Source organism: Nostoc sp. (assembly GCF_041747015.1).
Taxonomy (GTDB): domain Bacteria; phylum Cyanobacteriota; class Cyanobacteriia; order Cyanobacteriales; family Nostocaceae; genus Nostoc.
In genome coordinates this window covers 34,201-54,789 of sequence record NZ_JBGTFY010000359.1, presented here as the reverse complement: position 1 = coordinate 54,789, position 20,589 = coordinate 34,201, and the positions used below count along the sequence as shown (strand labels likewise).

Annotated in this window: 18 protein-coding genes and 1 tRNA gene; 7 read left to right on the top strand and 12 right to left on the bottom strand. The window is 41.9% G+C overall.

The window, feature by feature from the left end:
* Window positions 1–156: 156 nt before the first annotated feature.
* From ACEW80_RS28830 to ACEW80_RS28820, 3 genes are all read right to left on the bottom strand, one after another.
* On the bottom strand, window positions 157–456 hold the full coding sequence (locus ACEW80_RS28830) for a hypothetical protein (RefSeq protein WP_373529890.1): 300 nt from the start codon (window positions 454–456) through the stop codon (window positions 157–159).
* Between the two features lie 297 nt (window positions 457–753).
* Window positions 754–826: transfer RNA gene (locus tag ACEW80_RS28825), tRNA-Arg, on the bottom strand.
* 67 nt (window positions 827–893) lie between these two features.
* Entirely contained in the window at window positions 894–2,099 is a 1,206-nt protein-coding gene (locus ACEW80_RS28820; protein ID WP_373529889.1) for a murein hydrolase activator EnvC, read from the bottom strand.
* A gap of 143 nt (window positions 2,100–2,242) precedes the next feature.
* Here ACEW80_RS28820 and ACEW80_RS28815 point away from each other — a divergent pair, with 143 nt between their 5' ends.
* The 5 genes from ACEW80_RS28815 to ACEW80_RS28795 all read left to right on the top strand — a co-directional run bounded on the left by ACEW80_RS28815 (window position 2,243) and on the right by ACEW80_RS28795 (window position 6,430).
* Window positions 2,243–2,533 carry a hypothetical protein gene (locus ACEW80_RS28815; RefSeq protein ID WP_373529888.1) on the top strand — a complete coding sequence of 97 codons (291 nt, stop codon included), beginning with the start codon at window positions 2,243–2,245 and terminating at the stop codon, window positions 2,531–2,533.
* A 307-nt stretch (window positions 2,534–2,840) separates the two neighbouring features.
* Window positions 2,841–3,725: a lipid kinase gene (locus ACEW80_RS28810; RefSeq protein WP_373529887.1), complete on the top strand. Its 885-nt coding sequence runs from the start codon at window positions 2,841–2,843 to the stop codon at window positions 3,723–3,725.
* A gap of 55 nt (window positions 3,726–3,780) precedes the next feature.
* Window positions 3,781–4,386, top strand: coding sequence for an exopolysaccharide biosynthesis protein (locus tag ACEW80_RS28805; RefSeq protein WP_373529886.1), 606 nt, complete (start codon window positions 3,781–3,783; stop codon window positions 4,384–4,386).
* A gap of 491 nt (window positions 4,387–4,877) precedes the next feature.
* Window positions 4,878–5,435, top strand: a complete 558-nt coding sequence (locus tag ACEW80_RS28800) for a hypothetical protein (protein WP_373529885.1) — start codon at window positions 4,878–4,880, stop codon at window positions 5,433–5,435.
* Between the two features lie 218 nt (window positions 5,436–5,653).
* Window positions 5,654–6,430, top strand: a complete 777-nt coding sequence (locus ACEW80_RS28795) for an SDR family NAD(P)-dependent oxidoreductase (protein WP_373529884.1) — start codon at window positions 5,654–5,656, stop codon at window positions 6,428–6,430.
* Window positions 6,431–6,719: 289 nt separating this feature from the next.
* Here ACEW80_RS28795 and ACEW80_RS28790 read toward each other — a convergent pair whose 3' ends face one another.
* The 3 genes from ACEW80_RS28790 to ACEW80_RS28780 all read right to left on the bottom strand — a co-directional run bounded on the left by ACEW80_RS28790 (window position 6,720) and on the right by ACEW80_RS28780 (window position 8,889).
* A complete protein-coding gene (locus ACEW80_RS28790) occupies window positions 6,720–7,499 on the bottom strand; it encodes a photosystem II S4 domain protein (RefSeq protein WP_373529883.1) in 780 nt (259 codons plus the stop codon).
* A 303-nt stretch (window positions 7,500–7,802) separates the two neighbouring features.
* Entirely contained in the window at window positions 7,803–8,309 is a 507-nt protein-coding gene (locus ACEW80_RS28785; RefSeq protein ID WP_373529882.1) for a hypothetical protein, read from the bottom strand.
* A gap of 202 nt (window positions 8,310–8,511) precedes the next feature.
* Complete coding sequence (locus tag ACEW80_RS28780; RefSeq protein ID WP_373529881.1) at window positions 8,512–8,889, bottom strand: hypothetical protein; 378 nt, start codon at window positions 8,887–8,889, stop codon at window positions 8,512–8,514.
* 179 nt (window positions 8,890–9,068) lie between these two features.
* Here ACEW80_RS28780 and ACEW80_RS28775 point away from each other — a divergent pair, with 179 nt between their 5' ends.
* The gene (locus ACEW80_RS28775; protein ID WP_373529880.1) at window positions 9,069–9,272 is read left to right on the top strand and encodes a DNA-binding protein; all 204 of its coding nucleotides are present in this window, start codon (window positions 9,069–9,071) and stop codon (window positions 9,270–9,272) included.
* On the opposite strand, the gene ACEW80_RS28770 is transcribed toward ACEW80_RS28775, so the two are convergent.
* The 5 genes from ACEW80_RS28770 to ACEW80_RS28750 all read right to left on the bottom strand — a co-directional run bounded on the left by ACEW80_RS28770 (window position 9,261) and on the right by ACEW80_RS28750 (window position 14,503).
* Window positions 9,261–9,395 (bottom strand): hypothetical protein, encoded by a 135-nt coding sequence (locus ACEW80_RS28770; protein ID WP_373529879.1) that lies wholly within the window; start codon window positions 9,393–9,395, stop codon window positions 9,261–9,263. The genes ACEW80_RS28775 and ACEW80_RS28770 overlap by 12 nt on opposite strands.
* A 183-nt stretch (window positions 9,396–9,578) precedes the next feature.
* Window positions 9,579–11,768 carry a TolC family protein gene (locus ACEW80_RS28765; protein ID WP_373529878.1) on the bottom strand — a complete coding sequence of 730 codons (2,190 nt, stop codon included), beginning with the start codon at window positions 11,766–11,768 and terminating at the stop codon, window positions 9,579–9,581.
* A gap of 103 nt (window positions 11,769–11,871) precedes the next feature.
* Window positions 11,872–13,434, bottom strand: coding sequence for a circadian clock protein KaiC (gene kaiC / locus ACEW80_RS28760; protein WP_373529877.1), 1,563 nt, complete (start codon window positions 13,432–13,434; stop codon window positions 11,872–11,874).
* A gap of 65 nt (window positions 13,435–13,499) precedes the next feature.
* Entirely contained in the window at window positions 13,500–13,814 is a 315-nt protein-coding gene (gene kaiB / locus ACEW80_RS28755; protein WP_373529876.1) for a circadian clock protein KaiB, read from the bottom strand.
* A 107-nt stretch (window positions 13,815–13,921) separates the two neighbouring features.
* Window positions 13,922–14,503, bottom strand: coding sequence for a KaiA family protein (locus ACEW80_RS28750; RefSeq protein ID WP_373529875.1), 582 nt, complete (start codon window positions 14,501–14,503; stop codon window positions 13,922–13,924).
* Window positions 14,504–15,339: 836 nt separating this feature from the next.
* Here ACEW80_RS28750 and ACEW80_RS28745 point away from each other — a divergent pair.
* The gene (locus ACEW80_RS28745) at window positions 15,340–18,597 is read left to right on the top strand and encodes an ATP-binding protein (protein ID WP_373529892.1); all 3,258 of its coding nucleotides are present in this window, start codon (window positions 15,340–15,342) and stop codon (window positions 18,595–18,597) included.
* Between the two features lie 60 nt (window positions 18,598–18,657).
* Here the strand turns inward: ACEW80_RS28745 and ACEW80_RS28740 are convergent, their stop codons facing one another.
* Complete coding sequence (locus tag ACEW80_RS28740) at window positions 18,658–20,553, bottom strand: ArnT family glycosyltransferase (protein ID WP_373529874.1); 1,896 nt, start codon at window positions 20,551–20,553, stop codon at window positions 18,658–18,660.
* Window positions 20,554–20,589: the final 36 nt, after the last annotated feature.

Sequence of the window (20,589 nt, the reverse complement as noted above, 5' to 3'; positions counted from 1 at the left end):
TATAGCATCCAGAGGTTCAAAAACCTTGCACTTTCGTCGGCGAGCGCCGGGCAAATTGGGAAACTAAGCGACGAAACTACTATTTTGTAAGCTGTGTGGCTTCTAGATTCGCTCTGGAGACTTATTCAGCAAGCCCTATCTTATGAAAGAGAATCCCTATTTTCCCAGTTTCTCGGCTAATTGTTGATAAATGATATCTAACCACACAGGAATCACAGGTTGACCTTGTTCTAGAGATGCGATCGCCTTTTTTCTGTCAAACTCCACAAGCTCAAGCGATACCTTCTCTTCTCTTTCAGAGACGTTAACGCGAACGAGAGGCTCCGCCAACGGCACGCCTAACGGCGATCGCTTACCTTTACCTGAAGTAAATAATTCCGGCTCCTGGTATTTCAGCTTTTTCAACGTGGTGCTGGCTATGTCAAAACTTAACCCTACAGATAGCCAATAGCGCAAAAAACCTCAAAATTCAGATAGCGATTGCGCGGAACGTACGCTACGAGATCATAGTTTATCAAAGAATTTATTTGAACCTTACAACTACGCAAAAGAAATACTGACTCGTTGCGCCATTAGTTATTGGCTCAACGCCATCGTAAACTTGAAATTCAGGTTGAACGCCTTAAAAAACAGCTAAAAACACGAATTCCCAGAGTTCGGGATTTAACTGCTGCCAAATGGTTATAAACTTTAATTAGTTAAATACGACATTAACCTCTTAACATTCGCAAATAATTAGTTAATGTCCAAAAACGAGCGCGGAGGGATTTGAACCCCCGACCCACAGAACCGGAATCTGTTGCTCTATCCACTGAGCCACGCGCCCTTAATCTCTCCCATATTATAGCACGCCTGTGATCAAATTTGCAGCCTAAAGAAACTTGGTTTTTGAGTTAAAGATAATCGCCAGGGTTGACAGGTGCACCATCTCGACGCACCTCAAAGTGGAGGTGGGGGCCAGTCGATAAACCTGTAGAACCGACAGCAGCGATCGCTTGTCCTCGTTCAACTGCTTGTCCATCGGCAACATACAACTCGCTAGTATGTCCGTACAGTGTGGTAATGCCTTGACCGTGGTCGATAATTACCGCTCTGCCATAACCACCATACCACCCAGCAAAAATCACTATTCCCGAATCGGCTGCCCGAATTGTACTACCATAGCTAGCGCCAAAATCCAACCCTGCGTGAAAGCGACGATAACCGAGAACTGGATGCATCCGCCAGCCGAAGGGACTGCTAGTAGGAGCATCGCTAGGATATGCCATTACACCAGTTCCCCGAATAATTACATTTGTCCGGCTATTGGTTTTTGCTTGCGCCTCAAATCTTGCTCTGGCTTCTGCTACCTTTTGCTGAATCAAGACTTCTAGATTTTTAGAATCTATATCTAGTTGGTTTTGCGCTGCTTCTAAGGCGAGGCGATCGCTATTGAGGCGTTGAATCAATTCTGATTGTGACTGCGCCTGCGCTTGATAATCAGCTTTTTGTGCCAGCAGTTGCTCACGAATCAAGGCGATTTCGTTTTTTTGGTGTTCTACTTCCGTTTTTTGTTTATTTATCAGGCTGGCTTGTTCGTTGAGTTTTACCAAAATTTTTTGGTCTGCTTGATATATTAACTTCAACTGATGACGGCGGCTGATAAACTCGCTGATATTTTGACTTTGGAGTAAAACCGCCCATCCAACAGAAGTTGGCGATTGCTGGAGATACCGCAATCGTGCTACTGTTGCTATCTGCCGATCTTCATATAAACGTTCCGCCACAACTAAATCAGTTTCTAATTGCTTCTGGCGTTGGGTAGCGAGTTGTAATCGTGATTCGCTTTGTTGAATATCGCTATCTGTGGTTTGCAGATTTTGCTCTAAACCAGTGAGATGTTTTTGGGCATCTTGTTGGAGATTAGTTAAGCGATCGCGATCGTTAAGCACACCCTGACGCTGCTGGTTCGTTTGTTGCTGCTGTTGCCTGAGAGTATCAATAGACTCTGGGGATGTTGCGTGTACTGCTGTTAATGTCAAACAGTTCCACAAAATACAGCAAAATACAATACATAAACAGCAAACAATCTGCTTTTTTTCTAAAAATCGCGCTCTCATAGTGTGAGCCTAATTAAAACGAGTTTTCAACCACTATGAGGATTATTCCCAAAATCTGATTGATTTATCCATTCCAACGCATAATCAAATTAGTCTGCCAAGTTTTAACACAAAAATTCTAGCTATATCAGCAGGTGAAATGTATGAACGCACGTATAGCACTTCTCTTAATTACCTTGGTTTTTCCAGGGTTGGCTGTGGTGGGAGTATCGTCATATTGGTTTAATCTAGATTATGCAGCACTGATCAAAGCTGAAAAAAATGTGGAGAACTTGGTAGAGGTAGGAAAAGTTAATGACAGACAGTTAGAGTATGCCTATCATCGCACCTACATTCATCGCATCAATGTATTTGCCGATGGCACTTGGGGATTGCTGGGAGGCGCGATCGCAGCGCTGGGCATACATGGATTAGTCACTATTAAAGAGAAGTAGTCTGAGATAAAACTCATCGCTTCCCACTGTCACAGCAAGAATTTACACATAACATTAAATGTGTTTTCAGTCAGAGAGTAAAAATTTTTAACTATTAATAGTATTAATACAAATTTAATTTACAAATGTGTATCTATACTAATTAAAAATCTTCCTTTTTATTGGCAGTATAATATTGGAACAAATTCAACTGTTAAAAATAAAAATACTTAAATTACAGTCATTTTAAACACTTTTTGATAGTTAACTTCAAGCAGAGTACATGGATGCAGATAATTGGACATATCAACTATAGAAGGTACTAACGATGAGTTCCCGCGCACTCCTATTAGTTAATCCTCATGCTCGCCAAGGGCAAAAGAGTTTGTCGGAAGCGATTCATTATCTAAAGACACTCGGCTTTGATTTAATTGAGGAGTCTACAGAAGATCCCAAACATCTTTCTGAAGTTATACTTCGCTACCAACATCAAGTTGACTTGGTAATCATTGGTGGAGGAGATGGTACTCTCAACGCCGCAGTAGATGCTTTAGTTGATACTCAGTTGCCTTTAGGAATCTTGCCTTTAGGAACTGCCAATGACCTAGCGAGGACTTTGGACATTCCGAATTCTCTCAGCGAAGCTTGCAAAATAATTGCCTATGGAGATTTGCGACGCATTGACTTGGGTTGGGTGAACGGCAAGCATTTTTTTAATGTTGCTAGTCTGGGATTGAGTGTAAAAATTACCCAGCGACTTACCAAAGAAGTTAAACGCCGTTGGGGAATATTCGCTTACGCCGCCACCGCATTACAAGTAATTTGGGAAGCTCGACCTTTTAGTGCGGAGATTGTCATCAACAGTAAATCGGTTAGCGTGAAAACGATGCAAATTGCTGTGGGTAATGGCCGCTATTATGGCGGTGGGATGGCAGTGGCTGACGATGCCACAATAGATGACCAAAGGCTCGATCTTTATAGCTTAGAAATTAAACATTGGTGGCAAATTTTACTATTACTACCCACGATGCGACAAGGACGACATATATATTGGCAGAGTGTACGCTCCCTTCAAGGTGAGGAAATAGAAGTGTATACTCGCAAACCACGCCCTATAAATACAGATGGTGAAATCACTACCTACACACCTGCCCATTTTCGGGTTATACCTAAAGCTATAGCTGTTTTAGTGCCTCCAGAAATCAGGAGTTAGGAGTTATTCTTCCTCATCTCCCTCTGCTGTGGGAACTCGCATCAACTCACGCCAAATGCATCTGAGATTTTCTCAAGATATAAAGTCTTTATTGGAACGCCTAGCTGAACAGCCGCTAACTCTAGGTGACATTCTGGCGGAAACCTCGGAACGGGGGTTTAGCCTGGTGATTGCGTTATTAGTCTTGCCTTTTTTATTTCCGATGCCACCGGGATTAACTGGCCCTTTTGGTGGTGCTTGTTTAATATTATCAGTACAGATGCTTTTGGGTAAGCGATCGCCTTGGCTACCGAAAAGAATTGCTAACTACAAATTTCCTCGTCCCTTTACTCAGTTGCTTTTACAAAACTTGGGACGTATTACCAAAGTATTGCAGAAAATTGCCCGTCCCCGGTTTGCAAAAATAGCCGATAATCCTTTGATTTGGCGAATCAATGGGCTTTGTATCTCTTGGTTAACATTATTACTAATATCACCAATTCCATTTACAAATCCTATCCCTACTATAGGTATCTTACTTTTGACTGTTGCCACCATCGAATCCGATGGTTTATTAATTTGCATCAGCTACGTCATGACTGCTCTAATTACCTTGTTATTTGGATTTATTGGTTATGCACTGTGGTTAGCTCCCAGTTTATTGCCATCTATATTTAGATAATAAAAGCCTCCAGCTTTAGGCTGAAGGCTGTAATTTATTAGGGTGCATCTACCATTTATTAATCCGCTTTATTGATTGCCATATCCGGGCAAATTAAACTTCTGACCAAATTTATTTTTTCGCAAATTTAACAATATCAACAATAAAAAAAAGCCCCCAACTAAAAGCTGAAGGCTATGATTTAATTAAGGTGCATCTACTATTTATATATCCGCTTTAGTTCTGACTGGATCAGGAAGAATTGAAAAAAAGAATGGATGGGTGTAGAATTGATTTCGTTATTTACAACAGTAGTACTAACCTCGACAAAGATCACCTGTGGTATTTGACTAGGTACGCATTGCCCATCTTCACAGTAATTTTACAATTACGTGGTATTTTTCTTAAATATACAAAGTTTTTGTTAATATCTCTGATATCACAACCGCAATACTACCAATTTAGTTTATTAGTTGGGTATATGGCTATGAAATTTAGACACACCCAACTCAATGAAGCGATCGCAATTTCTATTAGTCCTTGCTAGTCTTGGTAGTTTCGGGGGAAGCTTTTTTCTAAAAACAACTTTTAGCAATACTAGCAAACCTAAAATAATAACTGATACATCACGCTACAAAGAAATTCGTAATCACCTATGGTCTAATAATGACCAAATAAAACATTTTCCTAATGAGATTCCCACTGATGCTAAAGGCGTTCGTATTGCTTACTCTCCTGAATTTTCACAAGGAGGTAGTTTTTTTCAAATTAAGCTGAAACAGCCGCCGAAAAAGATAGAAAAATTACTTTCACAATACAGAAATAGCGCTAAACACAAATATATAGGTGGTGACACAAATAACCACATAAACCAGCCTAACGGTGTACCAACAACTTTCTTCTACACTAGTGACTCTCCGGCGGAATCTTTTCCAGCTACCTATGAAATATTGGTATTAAATGCAGAGGATAAAGGCAGATCCGGCTTCAAATGGAATCATGGAGATAGCTATGGGGTAGCAATTAATAGTTCAACCTCAGAAATTATCTATTGGGTTGAAAAATGGTAGTTGGCAATTTAAAATAAATTTGAATCACCATGAGAAAAATTATTATTGGAGGCATCTACTTGAGAAAAATTACTTAGCGATTGAAAATCGTGGCTATACAAAGGTAATAATGGGTACTGCTTTTACCCTTTGGGTATATCACTTTAGGTAGTTAAAACTTATAGCCAATATAGCTAAGATTTATAAGGTGCTTAAAAAAAACTATCTTAATATGTAGAATGCCAACTGCTCTAATTACTGGTGCTTCTAGTGGTATTGGAAAAGCTTTTGCCCAGGAACTAGCTGCACGTAAGACAAATCTTGTACTTGTTGCTCGTTCGGAAGAAAAATTAAGCCAATTAGCTAAACAACTAGAAGAGCAACACCAAATTCAAGTAGACGTTATAGTTAAAGACCTCACAGAACCTAATGCAGCTGCTGCTGTATTTGATGTTACGAAAACAAAAGGATTAACCATTGACTTATTAATCAACAATGCTGGTTTTGGTTACTATGGCGATTTTGCCGAAGGAGATGGAGAAAAGCAAGTCAAAATCGTCCAACTAAATATTTTGGCTTTGGTCGATTTAACTCATAAATTTCTACCTTTGATGCGGCAACGTCGTTCTGGAAGTATTATTAACGTATCCTCAATTACTGCATTTCAACCGATACCATATCTTTCTGTTTATGCTGCCAGTAAAGCTTTTATTCTCAGCTTTAGTGAAGCACTATGGGCAGAAAATCGTCAATATGGTGTCCGTATCTTAGTAACTTGTCCAGGACCAATAGAAACAAACTTTTTTGCAGAAGCTAATTTTCCTCCAGCGCTGGCAAACACTACAGATAAAGTGTATTCTTCCGAAAAAGTAGTTTGGGAATCCTTAGAGGCTTTGGAAAAAGGATATCCAACTGTTATTAGTTCTGACACTAACACTCAAATTAGAAGCAAATTATCTCGGCTCGTACCGCGCAAACTTCTGCTGAATATGTTAGCAAAACATTTTAAAGCCTAAGTATGTATTTAGGAGTTAGGAGTTAATGAAACTAGTAAATTTAAAGCTCTAGGACTTACGCATTGACAAGAAATACCACATATAGATAAGTTTAAAAACCACATCTTTCGTAGGGGTTTAGCATTGCTAAACCCCTACAGTATGGTCTATTTACGATTAAAGTATAATCAAGAAAAGCCTGAAACATTCTATTTTCGTTAACGCACATCACTTCAACAAAGCTCGGTGACCACACGATGAATTTGTACAGTGCGTAAGTCCTAAACTCTTAACTCTTACTCCTCACTTATTACATATATCTTGTTAATTGAACTCGGTAACGGTCTTTTTTAGTAACGGCGACTTCTCCAACTTCTAAACGCCCTTTAGAGCGAATAGCAATTAAGTCGCCTGACTTTAGTTGAGAACTAGCTTGGGTAACTTCCTTCCAATTGACGCGGACATCACCAGCATCGATTAAATCAACCATCTTGCTGCGGGACATCCCAAAACCAGCAGAGGCGATCGCATCTAACCGCAAAGAAGCCTCCACAGTAGTTAATTCTTTTTTCTTTGGTTCCCGAACCCTTAACTCAGTTACTGCGATCGGCTGAGTTTTCACAGGAACCGATCGCACCTGTTTAAGACTCATTTCCAAAAAATCCACCAACTCTGGCGCGACAATTGCCTGTGCCCCTCGTTCACCCAAGACAATAACATCTCCCGTCTTTTCCCGAACAATTCCCGTCCCCAGCATTGCGCCTAAAAAGTCGCGGTGAGAGGCGGTATCAAATAAGAAATTACCAGCAATTTCCACGGCGACGAGGCTGACTTGAGATTGATCTAGAGGAATTTCTGAACGAGCGATCGCTATTCTTTGGCGTTCAGCTTGCGGATATCCACCCCACGCCACCAATTGCACCTCTGTTAATCGGCCAAATACTCGCTGAATTTCCGCCAATTCTGGAGGAGATAGAAAATCTGTCAAAACCACTTCCCAAGTTTTAATGGCTTGCTCCGCTTGGTCGATTGCACGAACTATACTATCTCGATTTTCAACACCTTTTAAAAGTTCTTCTCGTGGCAACATTCTTAAAAATTATGAGTTATGAGTTGAGAATTAAGCCGCTAAAACTGTCTTGATTCTAACTTTAATTCCCATTTCAGCAGATTTTCATCTCTAGCAATTTGTTGCATTCCCAGTTTTTCCAGAATGAGCATACATTGGGAAAATATCTAACACCTCAGAAGCATACCAATTATCAGGAACCCTTACCCCCAAGAGCCTCTCGACTTGTGATTTATTTCTTGTAATCACTGCTTGCGCCACTTCCAAACAACAGGGAAGCAACTCAAGTCGCTGTGTCGTGATATGTAAACTATTATTCATTCATTACACGCTACCTGTGTCAGCATAACCTTGGATATTTTCTGGATCAAACTTACGTAATATTTTGGTTGCTTGGCGAGTGAGAGTTTCAGTCCCTTGAACTGCAATTAAGTATTTACCCGCATCTAAGCGGTTACGATACGGTAAAGCATCACCACTACCTACGAGTAAACCGACTCCGCCACCAACAAATACACCACCCATAGCACCACTAGCAGCACCTAGCAATCCCCCAACGATATGATTGCCAACTTCACCCGCCCAGGCAAAAGTATCCAAATTAGTAATGAGGCTGAAAGTAAAACCTGCAAAAAAGCCGAATGGAATCAGCCAGGTTGCCATAAGCTGTGCTTGGTTTTTAGCTTGGTCTTTGGGGTCAATTAAGCCAAACTCGTCAGCGGTTTTATACCCTTTCCCCAGGATAGTACTCTTTATACCTTCTTTTTCTAAAGCTAAGTAAGCAGCTTCGGCTTGAATACGGTCTGGTAATACGGCAACAAGGTAATTCATTGATTTAACGATTTAACAATAATTGTGTAATGGAAGTTTTGCCTTAATTAACAGCGTATCAGTCCTGGTCGAATCAATCTTGCATTGGATACGAGTCAGGAGAGATGCGATTTATCGCATCTGTACAGAATTCGTGAGGCTTATTTGTTTTGGCTATTAACTTCTTTAGTTGAAAATAGCCCCACAAATGTACATAATTTGATCACTTTAGAGAATCCAGTGGCTCACAAAAATTGTTCACGCCTTGCTTGAGGACATATATCAAAACTGGCGTTGCCAAAATCTTCGGAAACGTCGGCACTGTTTTTAGATGTTCCATCATCTTTTGAAGAGAACCATTAAGCAAATCTTCTCGATATTCTTGTTCGCAAATGACCGCACGCCATTTTCTAGCCAAAGCATCTAACCACTCGGAATTGGCTCTTTCTGGTTGTTGTCCTGCGCGGATAGCTAGCGTCATCGCTGCATCTTCTAAATCTCCATCACAGTCTTCAATCAAATCCAGCGCTTCCATATCGCTGGGATCATCTGCCAATTGAGAGCGAAACTGGGCAATTTCTTGCGATGTTACTTTAGTCATGAGTCTTTGACAAGGCGAGCGATGCCTACGGCGGTAAACTACGGACACTCAGTTATGTTAGTCCACTTTTGACGCTCGGATTCACCGGCTCTACAAAATGAAAGTTTTGGCTTGAGACTGTGATAGAAAATCAACTAAAAATATTTAGGGATATTGGCAGCCTTATCAGGAGGAAGAGGATGAGTAAGAAACTAAGAAACCATGAAGAGGTCGTAATCGAACAGCTGCGAAATCCTGAAATGGCAAAAGCTTACCTGAACACTGCTCTTGAAGAGTACGAGCAGGATGGTGAGCTGGCGTTTTTTCTAGAAGCGCTGCGAAACGTGGCTGAAGTACGGGAGGGTATAACCCGTCTTGCGGGAAAAACGGGTTTAAATCGCTAAAATCTTGATCAGGTCTTGTCGCCCGAAGGCAACCCGGAACTGCGAACCATCAGCCTTATCTTGTACAATCTCGGCTATCGCCTGAGTGTGCAACCGATTCAGACGTTGCCAGAAAGTTAACATTTAAATGTTATCAAATTGTTCAGAGAATGTTTGAAAAGCCTCGATTTCCAGTGTAACTACTGAAAATCGAGGCTTGTGGCAGCTGTTCATCAGGAACACGACTGGACTGTGTGATGCTCTGAGGACAGGTGCAAAGTGCATGGCAAAACCCAACAGCAGTCAAAAGTTTCGAGTTTCGACTAACTAGCGTAGCGCTCTGGCGGTAACAGACCTTTGTAACTGAGCTAAAGCGCGGTTGTAATCCAAAATTGCTGTGACTCGATTACCTTCAGCTCGTGTCAGATCGTTTTCAGAATTAATGACATCAGTTTGAGTGCCTACACCAGCTTGGAATCGCAAACGAGCTAAACGTAAAGCTTCTCTAGCTTGTTCTAAAGCGGTATTAGCGGTTTGAACATTCTCTAAACTAGCTTGCTGGGTAGAAAAAGCTTGTTCTACCTGAAAGCGAATTTGGTTGCGCTGTTCACCAAATTGAGTTTCGGCGATCGCAATATTAACTCTTGACTGATTTGCCCTTGCTCTTGATGCTCCCCCATCATACAAATTTAGGGTTGCCCTGACTCCGATTGAATAACCATCAGTAATGCTGATTTCATCATCGAATTGGTCTAGTAGGTTGTAGCTGGCGACAAAATTCACTTGAGGGCCTAGCTCTGCAAGAGCTTGCCGACGCTGTTGCTCACTAATATTGCGTTGTGCTAACTGCTGTTGCAGTTCCGGGCGGTTTTGAAAAGCCAGCACAATACTTTGTTCTAACGTTGGGTTCCAAAGACCAGCCAATTGCACAGGGTCAGCCGCACTGATATTTACCGCCTGCGCCAAACTCAACCGAGTTGCTAAACGACGACGGGCAATTTGCTGCTGGGATCTGGCATTAGTCAGGTCTTGTTGGGCATTTGCTAAATTCACCTGCGATCGCAGCACATCGAACCGCGTACCAACCCCAGCTCGCTCAAGAGCTTCTGCATCACGCAAACTAGCCTCGGAGTTCTGCACAGCCGACTGGGCAATGCGTACTTGTTCATCCGATTGTTGCAAGTTGTAGTACTCAGTGGCAACATTCAGGCGGATTTCCTCAGACTGAGTTTCTACAGCCAACTCATTGACACGTACCTGTTCTCTAGCTGCATTTCTCCGGGCTTGACTTAACCCAGAGGTATATAGCTCATAGTTCAGTTGTGCCTGACCGTTAAAAGATGTACCAGCGTCATCTGGAGATGATATACCCGTCTGTCGTTCTTGTAGTTCCGACGATAGCTGACCATTAGCAGACTGACTTCGAGTGATATCTGTACTAATTCCCAGAGTGGGTAATAAACTAGCTTCCGCCTCGCGTAGGGCATATCGACTGCGTTCTAGTTCTAATAGTGATACCTGTAAATCCCGATTGTTACGCCGTGCGAGTTCCAGAGCTTGTGCCAAAGTAATTGGCTGATTTTCCTGGAGTGTCACTTCTGCCGGTTTGGTGGGAAATTGCAGAGGATTGGAGTTAGGAATCAGGTTTTCAGGAATTTGCACCGGCCCTGAGGTTGCAGGAGTTACGATTCCCGGTAGAGTGGGAGATTGCACCGAACCTCCTGGTGCAGGAATTACGGTTCCTGGTAGAGTGGGAGTTGGTGTTGAATCTGTTGGAATCGGAGTATTACTCTGAGCCAGACGGCCAACACCATTTTGTGGGAAACAGCTGCTTGAGGCCAGTAGCAAAGAAGCCGAGGAGTCAGTCTTGTTTTTCCCCAACTCCTGGGGACACCTCTGCGCTGATAACAGTTTGGCTGCTCCTACACCTGTGGCTGAAGTTTGTAAAAATGTCTGTAACTGAGTAACAGTATTTATCTTTTGCACCACTGGCTGCTGTGAAGAAGACAGGGACAAAATTTGTTTCTGGACAGAAGGGGGTTTTGAAGTGTAGTTGGGAACTACTAACCTCTTTAATTTCTCCCTATAAGCGCTGGAATTACTCTGTTTTTGGTTACTTCGAGCAAAACGGCTGATATCTAACTGTTGGGAAGGATTAGAGGTAGTTGTCAAACTGAAAAATCTACCTTGATCTTTCTTAAGTAGTTGTTTTATTGGCACATCAGTATTTCCAGCCATAAATACTGGAATACTCTTATTACTTAAAAGCTTCACACCAAGTTTAGTGAAACCAAAAGTAGGCGCTAGGGTTAGAACACTAACATCTGCACTATTAGGTAATTGCGTATTCATGATATCCACAACCAAGTTTTGACCAGAAGTAGAAGTCAAAACAGTAGGAGAAGATGCCATCTGTACCCCAGTTACTTTCACAGTACCAGCCCAAGCAGGCTGAGTTGTTAAGACCGCTGCCGTCACACCAGGTAAGAAGCTATAAAATAATTGCTGTCCTTTCACCGCATCCCCTCACACGAAAATCAATCTAGCGGCAGAAACCTTTCTTCACCACAGAATATAGCACGATACTAAACTTAGGAAAGATTATACTACGATACTAAATTTAGGGTTCGGAACTCTGTTTGTCTTCAAAACGTCTAACAATGCGAGAAAGTTCCGCCTTTTCATCGATACTAACGCGAGTAGGAGCACCGCTGATAATCCGTTCGTAGTTTCGGAAAGAATCTTTAATATCGGGACCATCAGCAGTGATATTATACTCACGAATCCCCTTATCATGCCAAGAGCCTCTCATTTTAAATACGTTAATTGCCCGCGACATTTCTCCGCGAATTTCTACGTATTGTAACATGATGATTGTATCGGTAATCGTGGAGATATGAGAGTCACTAATCGAGTGTGCTCCTAGAAATTGGTCAGTTGTGTTGGTAAAGAAACCAGTAATTTCTTCTTGTTTAGCATAACCCGTCACACCAATTACAAACTGCCGAAATGCATTATTGCTTACCCCTCTAGCTAATGCTGATAAGGAATCAATGGCGATGCGAGCTGGTTTGAAGACAGCAATTTCTGACTTAATAATTTGTAAATGGTCTTCTAAACCAGTCGATTCGGGATAGGTACAAATTATTTTGAGTAAACCTTGATGTTCTAATTCTTCAAAATCAATTCCCCAAGAGGAAGCATTGCGAGATAGTTGAGCGCGTGATTCTTCATAAGCAAATAATATCGCCTGTTCACCATTGAGGCAGCTATCTTGAATAAACTTACTTACTAATAGGGTTTTGCCAGTACCGGTGGCTCCTGTTGCTAAAATAATTGAATCTTTAAATAAGCCACCACCGCACATTTCATCTAAGGTTTTGACACCAGAAGATACCCTGGTATTAGAAGAACGTTGAGTTAAACGCATTGCTGCCAGTGGGAAAATGTTAACTCCTTTATTGGTGATAGTAAAGGGATACTCTCCTTTCATGTGAGTTGTGCCGCGTAATTTGAGAATTTCAATTGTGCGACGGCGACGTTCTCCTTCTAAAACATTGCGAACAATTACGACATTATCGGAAACAAATTCTTCTACTCCGAAAGATGCAACAGGCCCATATTCTTCGTTCCGTTCAGTAGTAATAATGGTGGTGACATTCAGTAATTTGAGACGTGCTACCAAACGAAAAATCTCGCGCCGCACTACTCCCATTGCTTCATACTGCTGAAATACTGCTGTTATTGAGTCGATTGAAACTCGTCTAGCTTTGTATTTACGAATGGCATATTGCAAGCGTTCAATGAGTGCAGAAAGGTCAAAATTACCAATGATATCTTGACCTTCAGGATCGGGAGAGGCATCGAGAATAAACAACTTACCTTCTTCAATGAGGCGTGGCAGGTTCCACCCAAAAATATGAGCGTTTTTAATAATATCACTGGGTGATTCTTCAAAGGTGACGAATACTCCGGCTTCATCAAAGTAGGTAATACCGTTATAGAGAAACTGAAGAGATAATAAAGTTTTTCCTGTACCTGATGTGCCACTTACCAAAGTAGTTCTACCAACAGGTAAACCACCGTGACTAATATCGTCAAACCCCTCGATCATCGTGCGAATTTTCTCTATCCCCCCAATTAGCGGTGGTTCCTTTTGTTCTATTGGTTCTTTTTCACTCATTGCTTGATAACAAATGGGTATTACAATAATTCGTAATTACAAATTTTTTATGATTAAATTTTTATTTATTCTTCAAAATCTGTTTCACTCAGTTCTTCATAGAGCAAATCTAATCCAATCAATACTCTTTCTCTATCTGAAAGATCCCCGATAATTTTGCGAACGGGTGGAGGTAAAATTTTAGCTAATGTTGGTGTAGCCAATATTTTATCTTCTTCTGCTAGTTGTGGGCTTTTCAGCACATCGATCACTTTCAAAGCATAAACACCTTCAAACTCCTGTTCTAAAATGTCTTTAAGGGTTTTTAATGCCCGGACTGAATTAGGGGTGTTCCCTGCTACGTAAAGCTTGAGAACGTAGGTCTTTCTAGCTTTATTCATATATTTTCAGGCTAGTCAGGAGAATATAATACAAAATGCGATCGCCTTTGGCGTTGATGGTGCGATTAGTCGGAAGATTCTGCCAAATTGAACATCGATAATTTAATTTATTTAGAAATCGAACATCTATATAGTTCGCACAAGTTAGCCAGAATATCTATCAATGTCAGGCGGTAATCAAGTAACGTTTCATTGCTCCTTCCTTCTAATTTTAGCTGGTGGGAAAATTCTTCAATTATTTCCATGTGAATTTCGATAATTCGGGGCACAGGAATATTAGCATAAAATATAGTATTTATAAATTTATCAATTTTTCCTTTGAGTGTTTTGTCTGTGGTAAAGTAATGTATAAGAATCATGCTGTAATCTAATTTAAGCTGTTTTAATAATCCTTGTCGTTCTGCTGGAGTCATCTCCTGGAAATGCTGCTGGCTTTTTTGCGTGTGACTGGCAAATACATAGAGGTACTTTTCAGTGTATGACTTACTTGGATTTCGTTGCAGCCAATTGGGCAAATAATTGATTTTTCCAGAAGGAGTTGCAGCAATAGGTAGGTAGCACAATTGGACTATAATCGCGTCCATAAACTTACACACCCACGCGCTCAAACCTTTCTGCTTGGCTAGATCAGCTAGATTAGCTAAGTACTTATTAACATCAAGTCGCAGAATCAATATCGGTAATAACATTTATTATTTATATATCTCCTTGACCGCCTTGACCAAGAAACTTGGGGTCATAAGTGTGGCAAGCGCTTCTAAAGTAATATTGGGTGTGCAGTAAAGTTGTGATTCCACCCCAAAATAACGCTCTGTGTTAGCAGATACTCCTAGCCACTGAATAGCAGGGCTATTTCATTCTAGGCATAAACCGCCCAAAACTAAAGTTCCTTTTCTTATAGCTAAAGTCCGTTAAAACGGACTATAACATGAGTCTCAGTCGTCTTTAGACAAATGAGTGCTATTAGACTCAGAATTCATTCTGAGGCAGGCTAGATGAGAATGAAATACTCCTAGCCAGTGAATAGCCTAATGTCGTAAATAAGTAGGTCTTTGATAATGGTCTATGTGTCGGCATAGCAAGACAAAGTAACTAATTTATTATTTGCATATCATAAATAGATAGATTTTTTTATTTTGCTCCTTAATAAGATACTTAAACGAACTTAAAGAGTTGTCGCATTCTAAATCATTATAATTCCTCAAGGTTCTAAAGCGAATCTTTGGAGCCATAATTGTTTTAGCCGTTGCTATCGATGAGGAGTTTAAACACCAGTAAGACACTGGTCAGGCTAGTTGCCAGAAATGAGGAGGGGCAAAACTAAAGGCCACTTCTGAAAAAAATGCCAGGGACGCAAGTAAGTGTCCGCGAGTGCAAATCTCATTGTTTGAATGGTGTTGGAATCGTAACCAGAGATGCTTATATGAGTCTTCTTAGAGGATATGGCTTCAGGCGAAAAGACCATCGGCAGTTAACAGATGGCAATGCCGGAGGTTTCCACAGGAAGAATGACCCCCAAAGCCTTATGTCAATGCTAGATTACCCGCTTTATGACTTTCAGGCAACCGTACCTAGCTGCCTCCAAACAATTACTCTGGCAGTGGTGCTAGAGATTTTTGAGCAAGAGCAGTGCGATCGCTTGGTAGTAGTGAATCAACAGCAATGCCCTATAGGATTGCTGTATTCTGCCCGTTTAATCAAAAAATTATTGGTATATAGTGACGATAAAAATCTAAATTTACAGCAATCACTCTCTACCTGGGGTCAAGCTCTGATTGAGCCAATACAGACCATAGCAGCTTGTGATCGTGTAGAGCAATTGATCTGGCGCTTGGGTGAGCAAGAAATCCCCAAAAACCAGAGCTTAGATTGGGCGCTGATTGACTCTAATGGTCAATATTTGGGGCTGCTAGACAACTCACGCCTGTTGCGATCGCTAGCTAAAGAACGCATGGCTGGGTTAAGCTCAGACACCCAGAGATCGTCTGACGAGCATCGCCATGAGTATGATCCTGGTGTGCAAGCTTACTCACGACAGATGCCAAATGAACCCAAGCCATTGGGACACCAGCCACTGATCCAACTGCTGGAAAGATTGCCTTGGCCTTTAATGTTGCAAACAGGTACTGGCGAAGTCATAGCACAAAATCCCGCTTGGTGGCAACAATTAGGAATGTTGAAAGATCCAGAAGGAGTTAGGCAACAGGTGGAGGCAACACTTGCCCCTACCCGCTCCAAAAAATTAGAATACGTCACCCAACGAGTAATCAAGGTTCATCAGCATAGTGGTAAACAAGAACCAACTCAGCAGCAAACAGCCGTAGATCCTGTATACAGTCGGTGCTATTTAGATGGTCAGGTGGATACTTGTACTTGCGTTGTCGAAGTGCAAAATGGTCAGGAACAAATCTGGCAGTTTGCCAAAATCCCGTTAGATAGTCCTGAGTTTAAAGTCATGAGTGCTGAGTCGGAAGTTCAACTCAGTACTGATCTGTGGTTAGTCTTAGCTACTGACGTAACTGAGCAGCAGCAGCTTTGCAAAGAACTAGCAGCGAAGAATGCTGATTTAATTCAACTAAATCGGTTAAAAGACGAGTTTTTGGCTTGTATTAGTCATGAACTCAAAACTCCCCTAACTGCCGTTTTAGGATTATCGCGGTTGCTCGTAGATCAGCAGTTGGGAGAACTTAACGAGCGCCAATCCCGTTATGCCGGACTGATCCATCAAAGCGGACGCCACCTGATGAGTGTGGTTAATGATATTTTGGATTTGACCCGCATGGAGACGGGACAAATGGATTTGACGCTGACTTCGGTGAAAATTCAGACTGTGTGCGATCGCGCCCTAACGGAGGCCAAAGCCATCCACACTCAAACCAGCAAATCCACAGACACTCCCTCAACTCAAAATACCCGTTTATCTGCTTCCCAATTCAACCTCTCCATTGAACTAGGCTTAGATCAAATGGTGGCAGATGAATTGCGCTTGCGCCAGATGTTAGTACACCTACTTTCCAACGCCTTTAAATTCACTGAAATATCTGGTGAAATTGGGCTGCGGGTGAGTCGTTGGGAAGGATGGATTGCCTTTACAGTTTGGGATACAGGTATTGGCATTCCCGAACACCAGCAACATTTAATCTTTCAAAAATTCCAACAACTAGAAAATCCCCTCACCCGCCAGTTTGAAGGCACTGGTTTAGGGCTGGTATTAACACGGGCTTTAGCTCGCCTTCACGGAGGAGATGTCAGCTTTTTATCTCGTGAAGATAAAGGTAGCCAGTTTACACTGCTGCTGCCGCCCAGTCCCCCCAAAATAGGCTTTTCTGAGCCAGATATAGAAACTAAAGAAGACGAAAAGACACGAGATCAACAAACACGGGAAATCCTCGCAGCGGCTCGTCAGCAGATCAATACGCCCACACAGCATTATCACGCTAGTTCGCAAAGATTGGTCTTGGTAGTCGAGGCAGTAGGCCGATATATTGAAGATTTGACCGAAAAACTCAAAGGTCTAGGATATCGGGTAATGATTGCGCGATCAGGGACAGAAGCAGTCGAAAAAGCTCGGCGTTTGCAACCAATAGTCATATTTTTGAATCCGTTGCTACCTCTGCTCTCAGGCTGGGATGTGCTAACCTTACTGAAATCTGACACCGCAACTCGTCATATATCTGTAGTTGTGACAGCGACGGGCGCTGAAAAGGAGCAAGCATTTGCTAACCGAGCTGATGGTTTCTTAAGCTTGCCAGTAGAGCATCAAGTCTTGGCACCACTCCTCGAAAAATTGTGTACTGCACAAGGAGTTCCGCAACTAGGGTTAGACAACAGCCCAATTATCCCAACTAAAACACCACTGCGAATTCTCCGGTTGGTGAATCCCCAGTTGGAATCAGTTAATCCCCATCCCTCACTTCGAGAACATCGGGTGATTGAAGTAGATGACTTAGATCAAGCAGAACTGTTGGCACGAGTATGGCAGTTTGATGTCATTTTGCTAGATGTAGAAAGTACTACTGCTCAAACTTACCTGCAACAACTAATTCAACACCCACGTTTGGCGGCTATACCACTGGTTACTTGCGATGTCGCAACCACTTTAATAGCTTCTCAGATACCAGAGCTATCTGTATTTCCTTACTTAACGCCATTGGGTACAGACAATAATACTCGTACTGAGAAAACAGATGCTTTATTATCAGTATTACAAATTGCCTCTGGTGTCTGCTGCCCTCCCAACATCTTAGTAGTGGATTTGACAATGTTGCGTGATTTACCACAGGTAAGACGCAAGCAGGTAAAAGGTTACACTTCCGAAAAAAATGGCTCAATCAGTGGTGAAACTGCTGAACGCGGCGCTGAATGGTTCCAAGCTTTAATTCAGTATCTACAAACAGCAGGGTTAAAAGCGGCGATGAGTCGCTGTTGGGCAGAAGTGTTACAACAAATTCGTCACCAAAGCGTTGACTTGCTGCTAATTTGCTTAGGAGAATCCGCTATTCACAAAGACGTGCTAAAAGCACTGAAAATATTGGGAGATTCGCCTTTCAAGTTACCACCAATTTTAGTACTCAACCAGCGATTAAATCGCCCAGAAACTACTTCCCAGCCTGGGGTAGCTTCGGAGAAAATTGACAAGCAGAGGAAGAATGCTTTGGAATCGATAGAAACTGTTGTCGGTGCGATCGCAACTCAAATATTACCGCGATCGATATCAATGGAAGACCTCTTAAACCAGATTAATCAAGCTTTAGCCATCAACGGTAAAAATGGTAAATGTTAATGTGGTCATTGGTCATTGGTCATTAGTTATTTTCAATTGGACTTTGGACAAATGACAAATTTATGATATATCTATTTTTTCATTTTTCCTTTTCTTAAAAGGAACTCGAATCAAATTATAAGCACCCTTGGTCGATAAACTCTTGTAATCATCTGGCTGTAAGTCCATTTGTAAAAACTTTTTCTGTTCAGCCAACAGCAGCAGTGAAGGAGGTTGTAGTGCCTTAGCAGCCTGGTTTTGAATATGTTCTACAGCCTCTTGGGGAAATCTTAAATAATTTACGTGAATGTGGCTATAAAATACTACACTAGGCTTTTTGAAGCCAAGCATGATCAATTCTTCATTTGGTTGTTTTGCTTCGAGGATAACCGCAGACAACTCCCTTAAGGGTAATTGACGTTCTCGATCAATCAAAAACGAAGCAGGACTCAAGACAAAAATTAAAAACGCCACAAACCCCAGCAAATTAATACTGATACTATAGTCCCAGCGACGACTCAGTATTAAAGCTCCAACTAAGACGGCACAAACCAGCCAAATTGTACCTGCTATGACTGGTAAACCAGATTGTTGAATTAGTTCGTGCAAGTTAGGTATAGCTGGATCAGTACCTAATATTTGAGTTATATTAAACAGTGCTGCTGCCAGAAGGGATAGAAAAGCTACATTTATCCAACCACTTACTCGGAGAAAAGGGGAGGAGAGAGGAATTGTTCGCTTTGCTTCTGTATCTTGAAAAAGGTCGCTCCATAACAGTGCCACTAGGATGGCTGCTGCTGGCATTAGAGGCAATACATAGCTAGGGAGTTTGGTGACAGCAATGCTAAAAAAGCCAAAGATACTAGCAAACCAGAACCAGGCAAATAAACCAAATTGCTGAAAACGTTCAAGGGATCGCCAGTGCGATCGCTGCCAAAACTTTAACCTGACTATTGCCACTGGTAGATATACTGAGTATGGTGCAAAGCCCACCAGAACGATTAAAAAGTAAAAATACCAAGGTGCTGAGTGGCCATTAACTACTTCTGTGAAGCGTTCCAGGTTGTGATAACCAAAAAAAGCGTTAATGTAATCCCAGCCATTGCGCCAAATGACTAAAGCATACCAAGGCACTGATAGACCGATAATTATCAGTATACCCACGAGGAGACGCATTTCTGGCAACACCTCTCGTAGTTTACCTACGTACAGCAAAAAGGCGGCAACAATTAGCCCTGGCAAAACGATTCCCACTGGGCCTTTAGTCAAAATTGCGCCAGCAATCAGCACGTAAAAAGCTAAATACCACTTATTAAGGAATTGGGCATTGGGCATTGGGCATTGGGCATTGGGCAATAGTTCTTCTTCACCTGCTCCCTGCTGCCTGCTCCCTGCTGCCTGCTCCCCTGCGTACCCTAGAAAGAAACATAACAAAGCTGCTGCCATGCATCCAGTCAGCAGCATATCTGATACGCCAGTTCTCGCCCAAATAATCGTTTCGGCATTGAGCGCCATGAGTGCTGCTGCGACAAAAGCTGTTAAGTAGCGGCGAGTCGGACGTGAAACTTCTTCTAATTCGTCTTGTTTAGCCAAATACCACTGTATGGTGTAAAAAGCCAAACAAATTAAGCCAAATGCAGCGATCGCAGAAGGTAAGCGTACTGCCCACTCATTCACTCCTATAATTGCATAAGCGATCGCCTGACACCAATAAATTAAAGCAGGTTTATCGAAACGAGTCTCACCATTGAAAAATGGGGTAATCCAATCACCTGTGACGAACATTTGGCGGGAAGCTTCTGCAAACAGTGGCTCTGTCTCATCAATTAAGCCAGTGTTTCCTAAATTCCACCCAAAGGCTATCCAGCCAACTGCCATCAACCACAAAATTGACACAGTTACAGCAAGGGCTGGATTCTTTCCTATTTTGTTGAACCACTGATCAACCGTGTGCTTAACACTCAATTTCATTCTCATTAGTCAATAGTCAACAATCACTATTCAATAGTCGTT